Genomic DNA, 19,600 nt, shown 5'->3' with positions numbered 1-19,600 from the left:
TCAGATCGGGTGCTCCCTCCTCGAATCGGCGCGGATCACCGCCTGTAGGTGACCGCGGGAGCGCCCTTCGGCTCACGAAAGGCTCTCGGCTTCCATGCCTTCACTCTCTCCCCGCTTCACCTCTGCCGACTCCGTCGTCGCCGCACTCCGCACCGCGGGCTGTGTCTTCGCCGAGGACGAGGCCCGGCTGATCCTCACCGCCGCCCGCACCCCCGGCGAACTGGCCGGCATGGTGGACCGGCGGGTCACCGGCCACCCCCTCGAACTCGTCGTCGGCTGGGCGGAGTTCCGAGGACTGCGCATCAGCGTCGGCCCCGGCGTCTTCGTGCCCCGCCGGCGCACCGAGTTCCTCGTCGAACAGGCCCTCGCCCAGGCGCCGGACGCCTCGGTCGTCGTGGACCTGTGCTGCGGCTCGGGTGCGGTCGGCGCCGCGCTCGCCGCCGCGCTGGGCCCCATCGAGCTGCACGCCGCCGACATCGACCCGGTCGCGGTGGACTGCGCCCGCCGCAACACCGCCGACGCGGGCGGCCGGGCCCACACCGGCGACCTCTTCGACGCCCTCCCCGCCGACCTGCGCGGCCGTGTGGACATCCTCGCCGCCAACGTCCCCTACGTTCCGACCGACGAGGTCGCCCTCCTCCCCGCCGAGGCCCGCGACCACGAGCCCCTGGTCGCCCTCGACGGCGGCGCGGACGGCCTGGACATCCTGCGCCGCGTCGCCACCGAGGCCCCTCGTTGGCTCGCCCCCGGCGGCTGCCTCCTCGTCGAGACCAGCGAACGCCAGGCCTCCGCCGCCATCGACGCGTTCACCCAAAGCGGCCTGACACCCCGCCTCACGGTCTCCGAGGAGCGCTACGCCCACGTCGTGATCGGCACCAGGGGCTAGGCCCAGCCAGGCGCCCACGTCCCCACGCCCGGCGGCTCGGGCCGGGTGGCGTGCAGGTGTGCCCGGAGGGCGGCGAGTGCCGGATGGGAATTGTCGGCGCGCCAGATCAGGGAGTGAGGGTAGACCGGCGTGGGCCCGTGCACCGGGATGCGGCGCAGGTCCTGGTCGGACGGCCAGACCAGACGGGTCAGCTCGCCGACGAGGGTCGCCAGGGCCGGGGAGTCGGCGATGGTGTCGAGAAGGGGGTCGGTGCCGAAGTCGGGGCCGGTGACCTCGATGGTGAGGCCGAAGGCGGCGGCGAGGTCGTCGTAGTAGGTACCCCACTCGGTGCCGGTGACCAGGCCGGGCATCCAGATGCGGTGCCCGGCCAGTCGGGCGGGTTCCACCGAGCGGGCTCCCGCGAGCGCGTGGTCGGGGCCGGTGAGCAGTTGGACCGGCTCGTCGTAGACCCGTACGGACTCGATACCGTCGGTCGACTGCCCCGCGGAGTGCGGGATCGCGCGGAAGGTGGCGTCGATCGTGCCGGACCGGAGTGCGGCGACGGCCGTGTCGGCGTCGAAGAGGGTGACGACGTCGAGCTCGATGTCGGGGTGCGTGCGGTGGAACGCGCGCAGCAGTTCGGCCGGCGCGAGGCGGCGGCCGATCACGTCCACACGCAGGGCCCGGCTGCCCGGCCGTACCGAAGCGGCCGCCCGTTCCGCGGCCCGGAGCAGTTCGCGGGCGTGGGGCAGGAACGCCTGTCCGTCGATGGTGAGCCGGGCACCGCGCGGGGTGCGGGTGAACAGCCGCGCCCCCAGGTCTTTCTCCAGCGCGGCGACCCGCTTCGACACGGCCTGCTGGGTGACCGCCAGCCGGTCGGCGGCCTCCTGGAACCGCCCCGCGTCCGCCACGGCGACGAAGGTGCGCACGGCATCGAGATCCATGCCGGAAGCCTAGGCCGTCAAGGCACAACCCGGGGTTGTGGAGCGTCGGTGCCGTGGTTGTTTGATCTGCGTGCCCGGCAGTCGGTTGGATGGCTTCGGTCAACGTGCGGTTGTCGACGAGGAGGTATCGGCGTGGGTGGGAGGCGGTCGCTGGGGCGGCGGTTCGGGTGGCTGTGGGCGGCCTACGCGGTCAGTGCGTTCGGCACCTCGTTGTCGTTCGGCGCTTTCCCGCTCGTCGCCGTCCTGGTGCTGCACGCCGGCCCTGCCGCGGTGTCTGCGCTGGCGGCCGTGGGGCTCGCGGTCGGGGCCGCGATGGCGGTGCCGCTCGGACCCTGGGTGGAGTTCCGCCGCAAAAGACCGGTGATGGTCACGATGGACCTCGTCCGGTTCGCCGCCCTGCTGAGCGTGCCCGCCGCGTACGCGCTCGGTGTGCTCGGTTTCGTCCAGCTGCTGGCCGTGTCGGTGGTCGTGGCGGCGGCCGACATCACCTTCGGCGCCGCCTCGGGAGCCTTCCTCAAGTCCCTCGTCGGCGGGGACGACCTGTTGATCGCCAACGGGCGGTTCGAGGCCACGAACTGGACCGCCATCGTGATCGGGCCTCCCCTCGGCGGTGCCGCCATCGGCCTCTTCGGTCCTGTGACGACCCTGCTGGCCGACGCCGTCAGCTATCTGCTGTCGGCGCTGGGGATCCGGGCGATCGGTGGCGGCGAGCCACGGCCCGTGCCCACCGGGGCGGCGAAGGGATCCCTCCTGGAGGGCTGGCGGTACATCCTGGCCAGTCCCGCCCTGCGCCCGCTGTTCTTCAACACGGTCCTGGTCAACGCCCTGATCATGGTGCCGGTGCCGCTGCTGACCGTCCTCATGCTCGGCCCGCTGGGCTTCGCCCCCTGGCAGTACGCCCTCGCCTTCTCGGTGCCCTGTCTCGGGGGCCTGCTCGGCTCACGGATCGCGCGCCCCCTGGTGGTCCGGTTCGGACGGCACCGCGTCCTGCTCGTCTCGGGCGTCCTGCGCGCGTGCTGGCCGCTCGGCCTGGCCTTCGTCGGCCCCGGCACCGCCGGGCTGCTGCTCGTGATGGCCGTCGAACTCGGAGTGATCACCTCCAGCGCGGTCTTCAGCCCGGTGTTCTCCACCTTCCGGCTGGAGATGACGCCGACGGACCGCGTGGTCCGCACCCTCTCGGCCTGGTCGGTCACCGGCAAGCTGACCACCGCGGCCCTGACCGCTCTGTGGGGCCTGCTGGCCACCTTCACCGGAACCCGTGAGGCGATCGCGCTGGCTGGTGTGCTGCTGCTGGCCACCCCGCTCCTGCTGCCCCGACGGCCCGCCACCGTCCCCGAGACGAGTCGGGACGCCCTGCCCTCCTCGGCCGGGTCCACCTGACGCCGCCGTGCCGGGAGGCCCGCCGAGGAGGGGCCGTTCTCGCAGGTGCCGGTCAAGCCCTGGGCGGTGGTCCTGGTGTCACCGCGGTGAGCCTGCCGGTCCCACCGTTTCGGAGGTGCCGCCGCCGACGACCCTGGTGTCGCTGCTTACGGCGACCCGGCCGCCGTCGATCTCCTCGACGTGCCCGCTGAACCGCGGTCTCCTGCCGTCCGGTGACTGCGACCAGGAGGCCGCCTCGGAGTCGTACCGCCGTAGGGACGTATGGGTGGTGCCGCCGGCGGCCAGGACGCCTGTAGGTACCGGTGAGGGCAGACCCCGTCAGGTCACCGGCGTCTGCACGCGAGCGATCAGCAGCGCCACGTCGTCGGAGTTGTCGGGCTGGTGCAGTGTGCGCAGCAGCAGGTCGCAGACCTCCTCCAGCGGACCGTCGGGGCCGTCGAGCAGGTCGAGGAGGGCGTCCAGGCGCTCGTCGAGTGGATGCTGCCGCGTCTCGACGAGACCGTCCGTGTACAGGACGAGCCGGTCGCCGGGTGCGAGGTCGACGGTGGTCGTGGAGAAGGCGACACCGCCCACGCCCAGGGGCGCCCCGGTGGGCAGTTCGAGCAGCTCGGGCGGCCGGCCGGGGCGCAGCCGTACCGGAGGCAGGTGCCCGGCGTTGGCGATCCGGCACTGTCCGAGTCGCGGATCGTGCACGGCGTAGACGCAGGTGGCGATGGAGTGGTCCAGGTCCTCGGTGATCCGGTCGAGGTGTTCGAGAAGTTTGGCCGGGTCGAGGTCGAGGGAGGCCAGGGTGTTCGTCGCGGTGCGCAGCCGGCCCATGGTCGCGGCGGCGGTGATGCCGCTGCCCATCACGTCACCCACGACCAGGGCGGTCTTGCCCTCGCCCAGTGGGATCACGTCGAACCAGTCGCCGCCGACCTCGGCGGTGGCGCCCGCGGGCTGGTAGCGGGAGGCGACCTCCAGGCCGCCGGTCACGGAGGGGTGGCTTGGCAGCAGGCTGCGCTGCAGGGTGAGAGCGGTGTTGCGGGCGTCCTGGTACCAGCGGGCGTTGTCGATCTGCACCGCCGCGCGGGCCGCCAGCTCCCGCGCGAGCAGCAGGTCGTCCTCGCCGAACGGTTCCGGATTGTGGGCGCGTTTGAGGTCGAGGGCGCCGAGCACCTCGCCTCGCGCGATCAGCGGTACGGCCAGATAGGAGTGCACACCGGCCTTGGCCAGCAGCGCGGCCGCCTCCGGTGAGCGGGCGATACGGGCGAGGTCGTCCGGCCCGACCTGCGCCACCAGGACCGGGCTGCCCGTGCGGACGCACTCGGTGACCAGGCGCTCGGGAGCGTAGCGGGCGACCTGCCCGGGCGGATCGGCCGCGCCCAGCACCTCCGGGGCACCGGCCGCGTCGACGGCCAGGGGACGCATCACGGCGGGCTCGGTCGGGCCGAGGGTGCTGGGTCTGCCCTGCACCACCGCCTCCAGCAGGTCCACGGCCGCCACGTCCGCGAGCTCGGGTACGGCCACGTCGGCCAGCTCACGCGCGGTGCGGTCCAGGTCGAGGGTGGTGCCGATACGGGCGGAGGCGTCGGCGACGAGCGCGAGGCGGCGCCGGGCCGTCTCGACCTCCATGGTGGCCAGATGCTGTTCGGTGACGTCCAGCACCGAGCCGGCCACTCCCAGGACGGTCCCCAGCGCGTCCTCGAGGCGGTACAGCGAGACCGACCAGGCGTGTTCCGTGTCCGGGTCCGCGGGTGTGTACCCGACCGTGTGCTGGTCGACGAGCGGTGTGCCGGTGCGCAGTACCTCGCGGGCGGCGGCCTCGAAGGCGGCCACGTCGAGATGTGGCAGGACCTCGCCGATCTTCCGTCCGACGTGTTCCTCGGCCGGCACACCGTTCAGCTGCTCCAGGGCCGGATTCACCGAGACGTATCGCAGCTCGGTGTCCAGCACGGCCAGCCCGATCGGGGACTGCGAGATCATGCGTGTCGAGAGCGCCACGTCCCGCTCCAGGCGGCGCACGGTCTGCTGGTCGGCGCACAGTCCCAGCGCGTAGACGTCCCCGTGGTCGTCCAGCAGCCGCATGTTGCGGAACTCGACCAGCTTGGTGCCGCCGTCCTTGTGCCGGACGGGGAAGGCGCCGGCCCAGCTCTGCCCGGTCTCCATGACGTCGGCGAACAGTTTGACGACCAGGTCGGCATGCTGTTCGTGGATCATCAGATGGGCCGCGTACTGCCCCAGCGCCTCCCGGGCGCTGTAGCCGAACAGCTGCTCGGCCTGCGGGCTCCACAGCACGATGCGTCCCTCGGCGTCCAGGACCACCGAGGCCATGCCCAACTCGTCGAGCAGCCCGCTCGGCCGTACCGCCCCGCGCGGGGGCTCTGCGCCCTCGGCCGCGGGTATTCCGGCTGCACCCATTGCACGAACCGCCTTAGACCGTCCTCGCGGCACGCCGTACCCCCGTGCCGACTCCCCTTGTTCTACCGCGCTCAACCGTCTCCGTGACCACGCGGTCGTGTTCTTCCACCATCCCTCAACACGGGGGCGCGCGTCCGGTGAAGTCCGACGCGGTGACGAAGTCCGCTTGTTCATTCGATTGGCCTGTACATGACCGTCGTGGGGGCGCCAGACTGTCCGCCGACCCACCTCACCCCGTCCCAGGAGCCTCAGGAGTCATCCATGCCCCTGCGCGCCAGACAGCGTTGTCACGCGCTCCTCGCCGCACTCGTCACCCTTACAGCGACGGCCCTCCTGGCCGCCGCCCCGCCGGCCTCGGCCGCCGACACCTGGACGGAGTCCGGCTCCGACCGGGCCAACCCGCTCACCGAGAGTCAGGGTCTGACGTCGGTGGAGGTCCCTGCCGGATCGGCCAACCGGTACACCGGCATCGGCACCATCCCCCTCGGCGTCTCCAGCCGCGGCTGGAACCACGTGGGCGACCCGGACGCCTCCTACGACGGCCACTACATCGAGCCCTACCAGGCCGACTCCGGCACCGCGAAGATGTACCGCGTACAGGCCCCGGACGGCACCTGGTCCGAGTACGTCCACACCCTCAGCTCCGGGGAGGCGCTCAACAACTCCTGGGTCGCGATCTCACCCGACGGACAGTGGATGCTCTCCGGTGAATGGGGCACCATGACCCGCTTCCTGGTCTTCCCCACGCCCGGCGTCAACGCGAGCACCTCGCCCTCGGCGAACCTTCCGCAGGCGGCCACCGTCACCCTCGACCACGCCGTCCGCGACGTACAGGGCTGCGACTTCCTGAGCGCCACCCAGTTGCTGTGCTCCTCCGACGACCCGGCGGGCACGCTCTTCGGCTACACCAAGCCGCTCCTCCAGATCGACCTGTCCGCCGCCCCGACCGGCTCGGCGAACGTCACCGGCCATGTCACGGCACTGCGCCAACTGCCCCTCAGGAGCTCCTGCTCGGGCGAGTTCGAGGCGGAGGGCATCGACTACGACCGCCGTACCGGAACCCTGCGTGTGATCGTCGTCTCACCGGGCTTCTGTGTGCTGACGGACAGCAAGACGTACCGCTTCACCAGGAGTTGAGCCCTTCACGGGCGGGTGCCGGCCCTTGCGGAAATGAGGGTCGGCACCGATGGCGGGGCCCTGCGGCCGGATGTGACGGTGGGTGACACGAACACCCCGACATACAAAGGGAGATCCCGCATCCATCCCCGTGAAGCACGGCCCGCACGTCCTTCCGCGCCCTCGCGGGAGGTGAACCATGGGACACGCTGACACCCTGCTCGCCATGGGCGGCGCCTTCCTGGCCGCCGCGTTCCTCGCCCGCCTCGGCGGCCGCATCGGACTGCCGACCATCCCGCTGTTCATGCTCGCCGGCATCCTGCTCGGCCCGCACACCCCGGGCCTCGTCCTCGTCGAGGACGCGCACGACTTCGAGATGCTCTCCGCGCTCGGCCTGGTGCTGCTGCTGTTCTACCTGGGGCTGGAGTTCCACGTCGACGACCTGCGCACCGGCGGCAGGCGCCTGCTCGCCGCGGGCGGCATCTACCTCCTGGCGAACGTCGGCGCCGGTCTCGGCTTCGGGTTCGCCCTGGGCTGGGGAACCCGGGAGGCACTGGTGCTCGCCGGGGTCCTCGGCATCTCCTCGTCCGCGATCGTCACCAAGATCCTCATCGACCTGGGGCGGATCGGCCGGCCCGAGACTCGGCTGATCCTCGGCGTGATCGTGGTGGAGGACATCTTCCTCGCGCTCTACCTCGCCGCGCTCCAGCCGGTCATCAGCGGCGCGCGCGGGCCGCTGGAGGTGCTCCTGCAAGCGGGCAAGGCCTTCGGGTTCCTGCTGGTGCTGGCCGTCGCCGCCCGGTACGGGACGCGCTGGATCGGCCGGTTGATCCATGTCCGCGACGACGAACTCCTGGTCATCAGCTTCCTCGGCGCCGCGGTCCTCGTCGCCGGAGTCTCCGAGGTCCTCGGCGTCGCCGACGCGATCGGTGCCTTCATGGTGGGACTGATCCTGGCGGGCACGCCCTCAGGCCCTCGCATCCGCCGACTGGTGCACCCGCTGCGCGACGCTTTCGCCGCGATTTTCTTCTTCGCCTTCGGGCTGTCCATCGACCCCGGGGTCGTCACGTCCGTCGCCGGACCCGTCGCCGCCGCGGCGGCCGTCACCGTCGTCATGAACGTCGTCGCGGGCCTGCTCGTCGCCCGTCTCTACGGCTACGGCGCCCACCCCGCGGCCGACATCGCCACGACTCTCGTCGCCCGGGGGGAGTTCGCCCTGATCCTCGGCGCGATGGCGGCCAGTGCGGGACTCGACGCACGTCTGGCGCCGTTCATCGCCGGGTATGTCCTTGTCCTGGCCGTTCTCGGCCCGGTGGCCGCGGGGCGGGCCCATCTGCCGGCCCGGGTGCTGGGGTCACGTCGTGCCCGGGAGCAGGGGGACGACGTCACACCGGAGCCGGTCCCGGTCGCGGTGGGGACTGACGCCGAACGGTAGGGCCCCGCGAAGGAGGAGCCATGCGCCAGCCCGACGACGAACACCTGGTCGATCTCGCGGCCCGGCTGGAGCGTGACGACCCACGGTTCACCCGCGCACTGGGGTCGGGCCGCCCCGCCCGGCCCCGCGAGTACCGGCGTACCCGCGCCTGGGGGAGCCTTGCCTTCGCGGTGAGCCTCCTGGCCGCGGGGATGGCTTTGCCCGAGGGCATTCTCGTGGCCGCGGGCCTGGTGCTCGCCGGTATCGCCGTCCCCTTGTTCGACCCGCACCGGGATCGCCCGCCTCGCTGACCCCCCGCCGCCGGTAGTGCTCCGCGAAAGGTGGTGCTTTTCTGAGGGTGTGGCGCGGTTCGCGGGGAACCCGGCGGTCCGGTCATCGCCACGAGAGGAGCGATCACGATGGATCGTGAACGAGCGCACGAGGAGTCCGTCTCCCTGGAGATCAGCGGTTGCAGCAAGGAGGACGCCCGGATCGTCTTCGACACGCTGGCCGCGTGCTTCGAGTCCGACCGGGGGGCCAACGAGGTGCCGCAGCAGCTTCACGAGTCGCGGCCGATGGTGTGGCTGGGGACGTTCGAAGTGACGGAAGCGCGTTCATGTCCGCCGCCGGCGCCGTTGTCGTCCTCGGTCGAGGCGGATGCGCAGGGAGGTTATTGGGCCATCGAGAGGCTCCGGAAGACGTTGGACTCGATGTTCACGGTGCGGGACCTCGCGTCCGCGTCGGGGGATCAGGAGCGGGAGCTGCATGTGCGGCTCGAGAGTCGTTGACGGCTGGTTGTTCTTCCGCGGCGCCGTGGTGGCCGGTCGCGCCCTTTCCGCACCGGGGCGCGACCGGCCACCATCGCGGCGAGGGAATCGAGGTCGCGCAGATCGACGGCGACAACGACACAGACGCCTGAGGGCACCGGCGTGGTCCGTATCACCCCTCCCTGGTTGTGCAACTAGTTGCACAAAGATGGCGCGGTCCTCTACAACAGAGGGGCACGAGACCGCGACGGAGGGGCCCCATGAGCCGTTACCCGCACCTGCTCAACCCGCTCGACCTGGGCTTCACCACGCTGCCCAACCGCGTCCTGATGGGCTCCATGCACGTGGGCCTGGAAGAGGCCGAGCTCGGCTTCGAGCGCATGGCCGCCTTCTACGCGGAGCGAGCGCGCGGGGGAGTGGGCCTGATCGTCACCGGCGGCATCGCGCCCAACGACGAGGGCCGGCCCGGCGAGGGCGGCGCCAAGCTCACCACCGACGCGGAGGCCGAGCAGCACCGGGCCGTCACCGAGGCCGTCCATCGCGAGGGCGGCCGGATCGCGATGCAGATCCTGCACTTCGGCCGGTACGCCTACCACCAGGACCTCGTCGCCCCCAGCCCCCTCCAGGCGCCGATCAGCCCCTTCCCGCCCCGCGAACTCACCGACGCCGAGGTCGAGCGGACCATCGGCGACTACGCCCGCGCCGCCCGCCTCGCCCGGCAGGCCGGCTACGACGGCGTGGAGATCATGGGCTCCGAGGGCTACCTCATCAACGAGTTCATCGCCGCGCAGACCAACCACCGCACCGACCGCTGGGGCGGGTCGTACGAGAACCGCATGCGCTTTCCCGTGGAGATCGTGCGGCGGGTGCGCGAGGCCGTCGGCGAGGACTTCATCATCGTCTACCGGCTGTCCATGCTGGACCTCGTTCCGGGCGGCTCGACGCTGGACGAGGTGATCACGCTCGCCAAGGCCGTCGAGGCCGCCGGGGCCACGATCATCAACACCGGCATCGGCTGGCACGAGGCCCGCATCCCCACCATCGCGACCTCGGTGCCGCGCGGCGCCTACACCTGGGTGACGAAACGGCTGATGGGCGAGGTGTCGATCCCGCTCGTCACCACCAACCGCATCAACACCCCTGAGCTGGCCGAGGAGTTGCTCGCCGAAGGGTACGCGGACATGGTGTCGATGGCCCGCCCGATGCTCGCCGATCCGGAGTTCGTGAACAAGGCGGCCGAGGGCCGTCCCGAGGCCATCAACACCTGCATCGGCTGCAACCAGGCCTGTCTCGACCACACCTTCAGCGGGAAGATCACCTCCTGCCTGGTCAACCCGCGCGCCTGCCACGAGACCGAACTGGTGCTGTCCCCGACCCGGCTGCGCAAGCGCGTGGCGGTCGTCGGAGCCGGCCCGGCGGGACTCGCCTGCGCCGTGTCCGCCGCCGAACGCGGCCATGACGTCACGCTCTTCGACGCCGCGAGCGAGATCGGCGGCCAGCTCAACGTGGCCCGCCGGGTCCCCGGCAAGCAGGAGTTCGACGAGACGATCCGCTACTTCCGCCACCAGCTCGACGCCCACGGCGTGGCCGTACGGCTGAACACCCCCGTGGACGCGGGGGACTTGTCCGCCTACGACGAGGTCGTCGTCGCCACCGGCGTCACCCCGCGCACCCCCGACATCCCGGGCGTCGACCACCCCAGCGTGGTGGGCTACCTCGATGTCCTGCGCGACGGTGCCCCCGTCGGCGACCGGGTGGCGATCCTCGGCGCCGGGGGCATCGGCTTCGACGTCGCCGAGTTCCTCACCGACGGCGGCGACAAGGCGCACGAGAACCCCGAGACGTACTTCCGCCAGTGGGGCGTCGACATGGACTACACGGCACCCGGCGGACTGGCGGCCCCGGAACGTCCCGCCCCGCCGCGCACCGTGCACCTTCTCCAGCGCAAGACCGGCAAGGTCGGCGCCGGGCTCGGCAAGACCACCGGCTGGATCCACCGCACCGAGCTCAAGCACCGGGGCGTCACCATGGTCCCGGGTGTGCGCTACGACCGTATCGACGACGCCGGACTGCACGTCACCGTCGGCGAGGAGAGCACGGTCCTGGAGGTCGACACCGTCGTGCTGTGCACCGGGCAGGACCCGCGCCGGGACCTGTACGAGGAGCTCGTCGCCGCGGGCCGCAGCGCGCACCTGATCGGCGGGGCCGACGTGGCCGCCGAGCTGGACGCCAAGCGGGCGATCAAGCAGGGCACCGAGGTCGCGGCCGCCCTCTAGGGGGCCTCCCTAGGATGACTCCATGTCACTCCCGCACGCGATCCTCACCGCTCTGCTCGAAAGGCCGTCGGCGGGGCTGGACCTGACCCGCCGGTTCGACAGGTCGATCGGCTACTTCTGGTCGGCCTCGCACCAGCAGATCTATCGCGAGCTGGGAAAACTCGAGGCCGAGGGCCTGATCCGGGCCCTGCCCGCGGACCGGCCGACCCGGGGGCAGAAGAAGACCTACGAGGTCCTGCCCGCGGGCCGCGCCGAACTCGAACGCTGGACGGCCGCAGCGCAGGACCCCAAGCCGCACCGGGACACGCTGCTGCTGCGGCTGCGCGCGGCGGCCGTCGTCGGCACGCAGGGTCTCGAAGCCGACCTGCGCCGCCATCTCGACCTGCACCGGCGGCAGTTGGCCGAGTACGAGGAGATCCAGAAGCGCGACTTCCCGCCCGGAAACGACAGCGCGCAGGCCAGGCTTCAGCACCTGGTCCTGCGCGCGGGCATCGAACTGGAGACCTTCTGGACGCAGTGGCTCACCGAGGCACTGGAGGAGTTCGCCGAACTCCCGGACAGCTGAGGCTTCCGGAGGCAGCCGAACGCTTTCAGAGGCGGTACGGCCGTGACCGGCGGCGCAGGAACCAGGCCGTGGCCACCCCGCCGATCGCCACCAGGCCGCCGCCGACCGCCAGGGTCAGGGTGCCGTAGTCCTTGGTGGCGCCGCCCAGGCCGCCCATGACACCGCGGGACGGGGAGGCCGTGGCCGTCGCCGAGATCGTGGGCGTCGCCGTCCCCGAGACGATGATCGACTGGGTGCCCGCGGTGCTGTTGTTGAAGGCGCACCTCACGATGACGGTGTACGTCCCGGGACTCACGCTCGACCAGGCCGCGGACTGCAGTGAGGTGGTTCCCGACAGGGCCACCTGCCGGCCCTGGCTGAAGTTCGCCTGGCTGCTGGTGAGAAGCGAGGCGGTGCCCCAGCCGCCGGTGGCCGCGGTGCGGGAGCATGTCGTGGTCGTGACGGAGACCGTGGATCCGGAGGTGCTCACGGAGATGCCCGACGCGGCGGCGGCCGGCCCGGCGGTCAGGGCGAGCGGCAGCGCGGCGACGGCCGCGACGGTCAGGCCGGAGCGGAGAAGAAGCTGAGTAGTGCGCATGGACTGCCCTCCGGCGGCACGGTTGGCGGTACATCCGTGGCGCCGCCGAGGTGGGGGAAGGGCCGTGCTGCCTCAGGGAGAGCCAACGTGCATACGGACCGGCCCGCATGCGGAGCGCCGCCGGCCAGGTGACGGGCTCCCCCGTCCGGCGCAGGCGTGAGGAGCCGTCACCGCTCACCGGCCCGGCCCGTCGTCACCGTCCTCTCGGCCGACAGTCCGCCCCAGGTGCCGTCGGGCAGCCGCGCCCGGATCCGCACCCGGTGGCTCTGCCCGGCCTCGCGTCCCAGGTAGAAGCTGTACGTCGCCCTCCCGCGCGGAGGCGTCCCGCCGAACACCAGCGAGGTGGCCGCTCTGCCGTCCAGGTGCACCTGGTACTCCGTGACGACGCCGTCGGTCTCGGGCGGCGCCCAGGCCAGGTCGAGGTAGTACGCGCCGTCGGTCTCCCGTCGCGCGGTCGCACGGAAGTCCGTCGGAGCGGTGCCCCGGCCGTCGTCGCTGCCCGGTGTGGTCAGACGGACGCTGTTCCCGGCCGGCGACATGTTGTCGGCCGCGTCCCGGGCCCGGACGGTGAAGGAGTACCGGGTGCCAGGACGCAGCCCGGTGACCACGGCCGCCGTCTGGGCGCCGCCCACACTGTGGATCTTCGTATCGCCCTGATAGATGTCGTACGACACCACGTCCCGGTCGTCCGCCGAGGCGCCCCACATCAGCTGGACGGCCCGGCTGCCCGCCGTCCGGCCCCGCAGTTCGCCGGGGCGTGTCGGGGCGGAACGGTCGGCCGCCGTGGCCGCCGGAGTCGTCGCCCGTACCTCACGGCTGGGCGGGCCGAGGCGTCCCTCCGTGTCGCGGGCCCGCACGCTGAAGACATACGGGGTGGCGGGCCTGAGCCTGGTGACATCCACCATGTGCTGCGAACCCGGCACCTCCTGAACCTTCGTGGTGCCGCGATATACCTCGTAGCCGTGGATGCCCGCCTCGGAGGACACGGCGTTCCACATCACGTGCACGCTGGTCGCGCTGCCCGCGGCGGCGGTGACACCCACGGGTGCGGCGGGCAGCGGGCCGCTCTCGCCGTCGTCGGCCCCGCCCCACGCGCAGGAGACGAGCAGCGCGAGCAGTGCGCAGAGCAGCGCGGAACGCCGTAGGGGAACGGGCACGTCGTTGCCTCCCCGGCCAGGACATCACTGCAATGGTCCGGACCAATATGGCGCCGCCGCGCGTTCATATCAAGAGCGCGGACCATGCGGGCCGGGGCTCGGGAGGGTTACGTATGCTGAATGTCTTCACGGCCGAACGCCCCATGAGGAAAAGGGAGTTCGTGCTGGTGGCGCGGGCCGCTGTCGTCGCTGTCCCCGCGCCGTACGGGCGGCCGGGAGGCCCGGGTTCGTCGAGGGCCCGGGCTCCCGGTCCTGCCCCGTCCGGACCCCTACGGTGGCCGCATCGCTGAGACGGCATCAGATTGGGCTGAGTGCTCGTCGATGCCTCCAAGGAGAGGGTCCCTTATCGTGCGTGTCCAGTCGCTGACGCTGGCCGTGGCAAGTGCCGCTCTGCTCGCCCCGACGACGTCCCCCGCCACGGAACTCGCCGACGCCCGGACAGGGCCGACGGTGCGCCACGAGGGCGACGTCGAGGCCGCCGACCTCCTCGCCAGGGTGCGGGAGTGCGCTCCCGTCTCACACGGCCGCTACCGCAGTGACGACGGCACGGCCGCGACCATCCCGGTCTGCGGCACCAAGGAGGCCGTCTTCTGGAAGGCCGACATGGACATCGACTGCGACGGCCGGCCCGGCAGCCACTGCAACCGCCGCACCGACCCGCTGTTCTCCGACGCCACCGCCTACCAGCAGTCCGACGGCCGCTACCTGAGCGCCGAAAGCCTGCCGTACATCGTGGTACCGGCTGCGAGCGGGATCTGGGACTACCGCGATCACGGCGTGCGCGGCGGCGCGGTCGCGGCCGTCGTGTACGGGGACCGGGTGCAGTACGCCGTCGTCGGGGACGTGGGTCCGGAACACATCATCGGCGAGGCGTCCTACGCCACCGCGAAGGCCCTCGGGATCCGTTCCGATCCGCGCGGCGGCGGAGCGCCCTCCGGTGTCACCTACATCGTCTTCAAAAACGCGCAGGTGAAGCCGATCGAGGACCATGCCGCCGCCGTCGCGACGGGGGAGCGGCTGGCGAGACTGTTCGTGGGTAAATGACGGGGCGAATCCGTCAGACAGCCGACCAGCCGTCGTCCACGGGCAGGACCACGCCGTTGATGTTGCTCGCCGCGTCCGAGGCGAGGAACACGATCGCGGCGGCCTGCTCCTCGGGCTCGGCCAAACGGCCCGCATTGACGAAGTGCGGGCCCAGTGCCGCCGGGCCGTGGGCCTCCTGGTCGGCGTCCACGACGATGGAGGTGGCGGTACCGCCCGGGGCGATGGCGTTCGCGCGGATCCCTTGCTTGCGGTACATCACCGCGAGGTTCTTCGTCAGCCCGACCACCCCGTGCTTCGAGGCGGTGTAGGCGGCGCCCGCCGTGCTGCCGCGCAGGCCCGCCTCGGAGGCGGTGTTCACGATCGCGCCCTTGCCCGCCGCCAGCATGTGCGGGAGTACGGCCCGGGTGAGCAGGAAAGGCGCGGTCAGGTTTACCCGTAGGACCCGCTCCCACTCCGCGTCGCTCACGTCCGCGAGCGCCGACATGCGGTCCATGATCCCGGCGTTGTTCACCAGGACGTCCACGCCGCCGAACCGCTCCACGGCGGTTCGCGTCACCTGGTCCACCACGGACTGCTCGCTGAGGTCGCCCGTGACGGCGACCGCCGTGCCGCCCGCCTCGGCGATCTCCTTGACGACGGTCTCCGCGGCCACGGCGTTGAGGTCCGCGACCAGGACCCGGGCGCCCCGGGCGGCGAAGGCAAGGGCTGTCGCGCGCCCGATGCCTGAACCCGCTCCGGTGACGATGACGCCGCGTCCCTCGAATTCCTCGGCCATGGGGTGCTCCCGTCGTTCGGTGCATGGTTCCGCGTGGGCACTCCGCCCCTGCGCTGTCGCCACCATACGACTTAATGTCGGTGAGTGACATAAAATCCTGAGGGAGAATTCCCGGGAGCACGGACACATGATCACCGTGATCACCGGAGCCGGAGGAACTGATGACCGCAACACGCGGACGCACCGGACGACCGCCTCTCACCGAGGAGCGCAAGGCCGAGACACGGCTGGAGATCGCCCGGGCCGCCGTGGAGCTGTTCGTCACCCAGGGCGTGGCGGCCACCACCGGTGAACAGATCGGACAGGCGGTCGGCGTCTCCGCACGGACCGTGTGGCGTTACTTCCCCAGCAAGGAGAGCTGCGTGAGCCCGCTCTTCTCGGAGGGCATCGAGCTGATCGCAGCCCTGCTGCGGGAGTGGGCGCCGGACGAGCCCCTGGAGCGGCTCTTCGACCGGACCCTGGCAACCGAGATCGGCGTGATCGGCGGACTCGAACGGGCCACGGTCGGCGACCTGGTCCGCCTGACCCGCACCGAGCCGGGCCTGCGCGCCGTCTGGCTCCAGACGTACGACGAGGCGGAGCCGGCGTTCGCCCGCGCGCTGGCCGAGCGCGCCCGACTCCCCGCGGACGGACTCGAACCGAGGATCCAGGCGGCCATGTTCAACGCGGTCCTGCGCGCGGCGGTCGAGCACCACGCGTGGCGCACCGCCGACGCAGGCACCGATGGCGCGACGGCGGAGACCGAGCTGATGGACACCCTGCGCTCGGCCCTCGCCGTCGCGGCGGGAGGGATCGGATAGGGGTTGTGGGATCGGACGCGGCTGTGGCGGCCCGGTCAGGGCTGTGGCAGGAGCCGTCAGACCTTCCGGTAGCTGTACGCCTCCGCGGCGGCCGCCTCCACCGCCCCGAGGTCCGCTCCCGTCGCCGCCGTGACGACCGCGGCCACCGCCCCCTCGACGAACGGAGCGTCCACCAGGCGGGTGCCGTCCGGGAGCTCGTCACCCTCCGCCAGCAGCGCCTTGACCGTGAGCACCGCGCTGCCGAGGTCGGCCAGAACGGCGATCCCGGCTCCCCGGTCCACGGTCGCGGCGGCGCCGGCGATCAGCTCCGCACTCGTACCGAGTCCGCCGCCCTCGGTGCCCCCGGCCGCCACGACGGGCACCTCCGCGCCACCGCCCGCGAGCCCCTTCGCCAGCTCCGCGACGGACGCGGCGACCTCCGCGCTGTGCGACACCAGCACGATTCCGACCAGCTTTCCGTCACTCACCTGAGACCTCCGCGAGCGCGGCGATCAGCAGCGCGGCCGAGGTCGCGCCAGGGTCCTGGTGGCCGATGCTGCGCTCGCCGAGATAGCTCGCCCTGCCCTTGCGGGCCTGCAACGGCGTGGTGGCCAAAGCTGCCTGCTCGGCGGCCGTCCGGGCCGCGGCGAAGCCGGTGCCGAGCGCGTCGACGGCAGGCACCAGCGTGTCGATCATGGTCTTGTCGCCCGGGGCGGCCCCGCCCAGCGTCATGACCGCCTCCACCCCCGCCCGCAGCGCCTCGGCGAGCTGTTCCTCACTGACCTCGCCGGCGTCGCCGAGTGCCTTGCCGGTGCGCCGCAGCAGCGTCCCGTACAGGGGCCCCGAAGCGCCGCCGACCGTCGAGATGAGCCGGCGTCCGGCGAGGGTGAGGACCGCCCCCGGGGTGTCCGGGGTCTCCTCCTCCAGGGTCGCGGCCACCGCGGTGAAACCGCGCTGAAGGTTGCTGCCGTGGTCGGCGTCCCCGATGGGGGAGTCGAGAGCGGTGAGCCGTTCCGCCTCGCGGTCCACAGAAGCGGCGGTCGCCGTCATCCAACGGCGGAAGAAGTCGGCGTCGAGCACTGGATCTCCTTGCGTGGTCGGTACGTTGCTCGCTTGCTCACACTCCCCAGCGCAGCCCCGGCGTCTTCACCGGCGCGTCCCACAGCCGCAGCAGCTCCTCGTCCACCTGGCACAGCGTGACCGAGGCGCCGGCCATGTCGAGCGAGGTGACGTAGTTGCCGACCAGTGTGCGGGCGACGGCGACGCCGCGCTCGGTGAGCCCCCGCTGCACCTCGGCGTTGAAGCCGTACAGCTCCAGGAGCGGGGTGGCTCCCATGCCGTTGACCAGGACGAGGACGGGATTGCGTGGGCTCATGTCGTCCAGGATCGCGTGCACCGAGAAATCGGCGATCTCCCGCGAGGTCATCATGGCCCGCCGCTCCCGGCCGGGCTCACCGTGGATGCCGACCCCAAGCTCCAGCTCGCCGGCCGGCAGATCGAAAGTGGGGCTGCCCTTGGCGGGCGTGGTGCAGGCGCTCAGCGCGACGCCGAAACTCCGCGAGTTCTCGTTGACCTGCCGGGCGATCGCCTCAACCCGCTCCAGCGGCTGCCCCTCCGCCGCCGCGGCGCCCGCGATCTTCTCCACGAACAGGGTGGCGCCGGTGCCCCGCCGGCCGGCCGTGTAGAGACTGTCGGTCACCGCCACGTCATCGTTGACCAGGACCTTCGCAACCTGAATGCCCTCGTCCTCGGCGAGCTCGGCCGCCATGTCGAAGTTCAGCACGTCCCCCGTGTAATTCTTCACGATGAACAGCACACCGGCCCCACTGTCCACGGCGGCCGCCGCCCGCACCATCTGGTCCGGCACCGGGGACGTGAACACCTCGCCCGGGCAGGCCGCGGACAGCATGCCGGGTCCCACAAAACCGCCGTGCAGCGGCTCGTGCCCCGAGCCACCACCGGAGATCAGGCCGACCTGCCCGGCGACGGGAGCGTCCCGCCGTACGATCACACGGTTCTCGACATCCACGGTCAATTCGGGATGGGCGGCCGCCATACCGCGCAGGGCGTCCGCGACCACGGTTTCCGGGACATTGATCAGCATCTTCATGGGTTCCTCCGGGTCAGGATGGCAGATGGGCTCGTCGTCTGCGTTCTAACAGTTCAGAACCAGTGTGGCCAGTAGCCGACAATGCCGTCGGCGGGTCGGTCCGACAGCCCGTGGCTCGAAGCCGAGTGCCGCGTCCGCACCGGCACCTCACGCCGTGAGCAGTTCCCGGCCCAGCCAGTCGGTGGAGTCGCGGACGCCGGGCAGGGCGAAGAAGTAGCCGCCGCCGGTCGGGGAGATGTAGTCGACGAGGGGTTCGTCGATCAGACGGGTCTGGGTGGCCTCGAACTGGCGCTGTACGTCCTGCTGGTAGCAGCAGAAGGCCAGGCCCATGTCCAGATTGCCGACGTCGTCGATCCCGCGGTCGTAGTTGTAACCCCGGCGCAGGACGCGGGAGTTGTCGGTCCTGCTGGTGCGCGGGTTGGCGAGGCGGATGTGGGCGTCGAGGGGTATCGCGGTGCCGTGCGGATCCTTGGCGTAGCGCGGGACGTCGGTCTCCTTGGCACCGTCGAGCGGGGCGCCGGTGTCCTTGCGGCGGCCGAACATCAGCTCCTGTTCGGTCAGCGAGACCCGGTCCCAGAACTCGACGAGCATCCGGATGACGCGGATGACCTGGTAGGAGCCGCCGGTCGCCCAGGCCGGCTCGCCCTGTCCGGCCCCGACCCACACGAGCCGGTTCATCTCACGGGCCGAGGTCACCTCCGGGTTGGCGATGCCGTCCTTGAAGCCGAGGAGGTTGCGCTGGGCGCCGCTGGGGCGGGGGACGTTCTGGAAGCCGTCGACGCGCCACTTGATCTGCATCGCGCCTCGGGTGTGCTTGGCGATGTCGCGCAGGGCGTGCAGCACCGTGTCCTGGCGGGCGGCGCAGAGTTGCAGCGACAGGTCGCCGTGGCAGGCGGCCGGGTCCAGGTTGTCGTTCGGGAACGTCCGCATCGGGGTGAGCCGGCGCGGCTTCGCCTTCGCGAGGCCGTAGCGGTCGTCGAAGAGCGAGGCTCCGACACCCACGGTGACGGTGAGGGCGTCGGCGGGGACGTCCGGGCCGAGGATGCCGTTGTCGGAGGGTGGGGCACCGACACCGAGGTCGGCGGGGGTGCCGCCGGAGGTGAGGAAGCGGGTGCGTGTTGTCAACGTCCGCAGCAGGTCGGCCAGTTGTGCGCGGTCGTCGGTGATGACGTCGAAGGAGACGAAGGTCGCCGCGGCCGGTGCCGGGGTGAGGATGCCCGCCTGGTGGGCGCCGTGGAAGGGCACCTTCGCGGTGCCGGAGGTGTCCGCGGCCTGCGCCTCGGTCGTGCCGCCGCTCGCGCTCAGCGCGAAGGCGCCGCCGGCCAGTGCCGCGCCCGCGGCCGAGGCACCGAGGGCCGTCCGCACGAAGGAGCGGCGGCCGGCACCCGCAGGACAGCCTGACGCTTCGGTGGACGGCATGAGGTGGTTCCC

The 19,600-nt window shown here is 71.8% G+C and carries 19 protein-coding genes; 10 read left to right on the top strand and 9 right to left on the bottom strand.

Annotation, left to right across the window (positions count from 1 at the left end; genetic code table 11):
• The first annotated feature begins 94 nt into the window (after positions 1-94).
• Positions 95-886, top strand: coding sequence for a putative protein N(5)-glutamine methyltransferase (locus BFN33_RS05755; protein WP_069758688.1), 792 nt, complete (start codon positions 95-97; stop codon positions 884-886).
• On the opposite strand, the gene BFN33_RS05750 is transcribed toward BFN33_RS05755, so the two are convergent.
• Positions 883-1,809, bottom strand: a complete 927-nt coding sequence (locus BFN33_RS05750; RefSeq protein ID WP_069758687.1) for a LysR family transcriptional regulator — start codon at positions 1,807-1,809, stop codon at positions 883-885. The genes BFN33_RS05755 and BFN33_RS05750 overlap by 4 nt on opposite strands.
• A 132-nt stretch (positions 1,810-1,941) precedes the next feature.
• On the opposite strand from BFN33_RS05750, the gene BFN33_RS05745 reads away from it, so the two are divergent.
• Positions 1,942-3,189, top strand: coding sequence for an MFS transporter (locus tag BFN33_RS05745; RefSeq protein WP_069758686.1), 1,248 nt, complete (start codon positions 1,942-1,944; stop codon positions 3,187-3,189).
• Between the two features lie 318 nt (positions 3,190-3,507).
• Here BFN33_RS05745 and BFN33_RS05740 read toward each other — a convergent pair whose 3' ends face one another.
• Positions 3,508-5,589, bottom strand: coding sequence for a SpoIIE family protein phosphatase (locus tag BFN33_RS05740; RefSeq protein ID WP_069758685.1), 2,082 nt, complete (start codon positions 5,587-5,589; stop codon positions 3,508-3,510).
• Positions 5,590-5,850: 261 nt separating this feature from the next.
• On the opposite strand from BFN33_RS05740, the gene BFN33_RS05735 reads away from it, so the two are divergent.
• From BFN33_RS05735 to BFN33_RS05710, 6 genes are all read left to right on the top strand, one after another.
• Positions 5,851-6,726 (top strand): hypothetical protein, encoded by an 876-nt coding sequence (locus tag BFN33_RS05735; RefSeq protein ID WP_069758684.1) that lies wholly within the window; start codon positions 5,851-5,853, stop codon positions 6,724-6,726.
• A 178-nt stretch (positions 6,727-6,904) separates the two neighbouring features.
• Positions 6,905-8,140 (top strand): cation:proton antiporter, encoded by a 1,236-nt coding sequence (locus BFN33_RS05730; protein WP_069758683.1) that lies wholly within the window; start codon positions 6,905-6,907, stop codon positions 8,138-8,140.
• Positions 8,141-8,160: 20 nt separating this feature from the next.
• Positions 8,161-8,430 (top strand): DUF3040 domain-containing protein, encoded by a 270-nt coding sequence (locus BFN33_RS05725; RefSeq protein WP_069758682.1) that lies wholly within the window; start codon positions 8,161-8,163, stop codon positions 8,428-8,430.
• Between the two features lie 108 nt (positions 8,431-8,538).
• Positions 8,539-8,907, top strand: a complete 369-nt coding sequence (locus BFN33_RS05720) for a hypothetical protein (protein ID WP_069758681.1) — start codon at positions 8,539-8,541, stop codon at positions 8,905-8,907.
• 239 nt (positions 8,908-9,146) lie between these two features.
• Positions 9,147-11,162, top strand: coding sequence for an NADPH-dependent 2,4-dienoyl-CoA reductase (locus BFN33_RS05715; RefSeq protein WP_069758680.1), 2,016 nt, complete (start codon positions 9,147-9,149; stop codon positions 11,160-11,162).
• Positions 11,163-11,184: 22 nt separating this feature from the next.
• Complete coding sequence (locus BFN33_RS05710) at positions 11,185-11,727, top strand: PadR family transcriptional regulator (protein WP_069758679.1); 543 nt, start codon at positions 11,185-11,187, stop codon at positions 11,725-11,727.
• Positions 11,728-11,752: 25 nt separating this feature from the next.
• Here BFN33_RS05710 and BFN33_RS05705 read toward each other — a convergent pair whose 3' ends face one another.
• Together BFN33_RS05705 and BFN33_RS05700 are read right to left on the bottom strand one after the other, a co-directional pair.
• Positions 11,753-12,304: a hypothetical protein gene (locus BFN33_RS05705; protein WP_069758678.1), complete on the bottom strand. Its 552-nt coding sequence runs from the start codon at positions 12,302-12,304 to the stop codon at positions 11,753-11,755.
• Between the two features lie 167 nt (positions 12,305-12,471).
• A complete protein-coding gene (locus BFN33_RS05700; RefSeq protein ID WP_069758677.1) occupies positions 12,472-13,461 on the bottom strand; it encodes a fibronectin type III domain-containing protein in 990 nt (329 codons plus the stop codon).
• Between the two features lie 348 nt (positions 13,462-13,809).
• Here BFN33_RS05700 and BFN33_RS05695 point away from each other — a divergent pair, with 348 nt between their 5' ends.
• Positions 13,810-14,505 carry a glycoside hydrolase family 75 protein gene (locus tag BFN33_RS05695; protein ID WP_069758676.1) on the top strand — a complete coding sequence of 232 codons (696 nt, stop codon included), beginning with the start codon at positions 13,810-13,812 and terminating at the stop codon, positions 14,503-14,505.
• 13 nt (positions 14,506-14,518) lie between these two features.
• On the opposite strand, the gene BFN33_RS05690 is transcribed toward BFN33_RS05695, so the two are convergent.
• Positions 14,519-15,280, bottom strand: coding sequence for an SDR family NAD(P)-dependent oxidoreductase (locus BFN33_RS05690; protein ID WP_069758675.1), 762 nt, complete (start codon positions 15,278-15,280; stop codon positions 14,519-14,521).
• Positions 15,281-15,441: 161 nt separating this feature from the next.
• On the opposite strand from BFN33_RS05690, the gene BFN33_RS05685 reads away from it, so the two are divergent.
• Positions 15,442-16,080 carry a TetR/AcrR family transcriptional regulator gene (locus BFN33_RS05685; protein WP_069758674.1) on the top strand — a complete coding sequence of 213 codons (639 nt, stop codon included), beginning with the start codon at positions 15,442-15,444 and terminating at the stop codon, positions 16,078-16,080.
• A 56-nt stretch (positions 16,081-16,136) separates the two neighbouring features.
• Here the strand turns inward: BFN33_RS05685 and BFN33_RS05680 are convergent, their stop codons facing one another.
• The 4 genes from BFN33_RS05680 to efeB all read right to left on the bottom strand — a co-directional run bounded on the left by BFN33_RS05680 (position 16,137) and on the right by efeB (position 19,588).
• Positions 16,137-16,547: a PTS-dependent dihydroxyacetone kinase phosphotransferase subunit DhaM gene (locus tag BFN33_RS05680; RefSeq protein ID WP_069758673.1), complete on the bottom strand. Its 411-nt coding sequence runs from the start codon at positions 16,545-16,547 to the stop codon at positions 16,137-16,139.
• Entirely contained in the window at positions 16,540-17,139 is a 600-nt protein-coding gene (dhaL, locus tag BFN33_RS05675; protein ID WP_069758672.1) for a dihydroxyacetone kinase subunit DhaL, read from the bottom strand. Before dhaL ends, BFN33_RS05680 begins: the two co-directional genes overlap by 8 nt.
• A gap of 37 nt (positions 17,140-17,176) precedes the next feature.
• A complete protein-coding gene (dhaK, locus tag BFN33_RS05670) occupies positions 17,177-18,169 on the bottom strand; it encodes a dihydroxyacetone kinase subunit DhaK (protein ID WP_069758671.1) in 993 nt (330 codons plus the stop codon).
• A gap of 147 nt (positions 18,170-18,316) precedes the next feature.
• Positions 18,317-19,588, bottom strand: a complete 1,272-nt coding sequence (efeB, locus tag BFN33_RS05665) for an iron uptake transporter deferrochelatase/peroxidase subunit (protein ID WP_069758965.1) — start codon at positions 19,586-19,588, stop codon at positions 18,317-18,319.
• Between the last annotated feature and the right edge of the window lie 12 nt (positions 19,589-19,600).

This window comes from Streptomyces sp. LUP47B (assembly GCF_001746295.1).
In the GTDB taxonomy this organism is placed as follows: Bacteria; Actinomycetota; Actinomycetes; order Streptomycetales; family Streptomycetaceae; genus Streptomyces.
The sequence above is the reverse complement of the archived record's forward strand: the minus strand, read 5'-3'. Positions and strand labels throughout refer to the sequence as shown.

Bases quoted from the DNA above. Each gene is read 5' to 3' on its own strand.
- BFN33_RS05755 (WP_069758688.1), top strand. From the start codon at position 95: ATGCCTTCACTCTCTCCCCGCTTCACCTCTGCCGACTCCGTCGTCGCC.
- BFN33_RS05750 (WP_069758687.1), bottom strand. From the start codon at position 1,809: ATGGATCTCGATGCCGTGCGCACCTTCGTCGCCGTGGCGGACGCGGGG.
- BFN33_RS05740 (WP_069758685.1), bottom strand. From the start codon at position 5,589: ATGGGTGCAGCCGGAATACCCGCGGCCGAGGGCGCAGAGCCCCCGCGC.
- BFN33_RS05735 (WP_069758684.1), top strand. From the start codon at position 5,851: ATGCCCCTGCGCGCCAGACAGCGTTGTCACGCGCTCCTCGCCGCACTC.
- BFN33_RS05730 (WP_069758683.1), top strand. From the start codon at position 6,905: ATGGGACACGCTGACACCCTGCTCGCCATGGGCGGCGCCTTCCTGGCC.
- BFN33_RS05725 (WP_069758682.1), top strand. From the start codon at position 8,161: ATGCGCCAGCCCGACGACGAACACCTGGTCGATCTCGCGGCCCGGCTG.
- BFN33_RS05720 (WP_069758681.1), top strand. From the start codon at position 8,539: ATGGATCGTGAACGAGCGCACGAGGAGTCCGTCTCCCTGGAGATCAGC.
- BFN33_RS05715 (WP_069758680.1), top strand. From the start codon at position 9,147: ATGAGCCGTTACCCGCACCTGCTCAACCCGCTCGACCTGGGCTTCACC.
- BFN33_RS05710 (WP_069758679.1), top strand. From the start codon at position 11,185: ATGTCACTCCCGCACGCGATCCTCACCGCTCTGCTCGAAAGGCCGTCG.
- BFN33_RS05705 (WP_069758678.1), bottom strand. From the start codon at position 12,304: ATGCGCACTACTCAGCTTCTTCTCCGCTCCGGCCTGACCGTCGCGGCC.
- BFN33_RS05690 (WP_069758675.1), bottom strand. From the start codon at position 15,280: ATGGCCGAGGAATTCGAGGGACGCGGCGTCATCGTCACCGGAGCGGGT.
- BFN33_RS05685 (WP_069758674.1), top strand. From the start codon at position 15,442: ATGACCGCAACACGCGGACGCACCGGACGACCGCCTCTCACCGAGGAG.
- dhaK (WP_069758671.1), bottom strand. From the start codon at position 18,169: ATGAAGATGCTGATCAATGTCCCGGAAACCGTGGTCGCGGACGCCCTG.
- efeB (WP_069758965.1), bottom strand. From the start codon at position 19,588: ATGCCGTCCACCGAAGCGTCAGGCTGTCCTGCGGGTGCCGGCCGCCGC.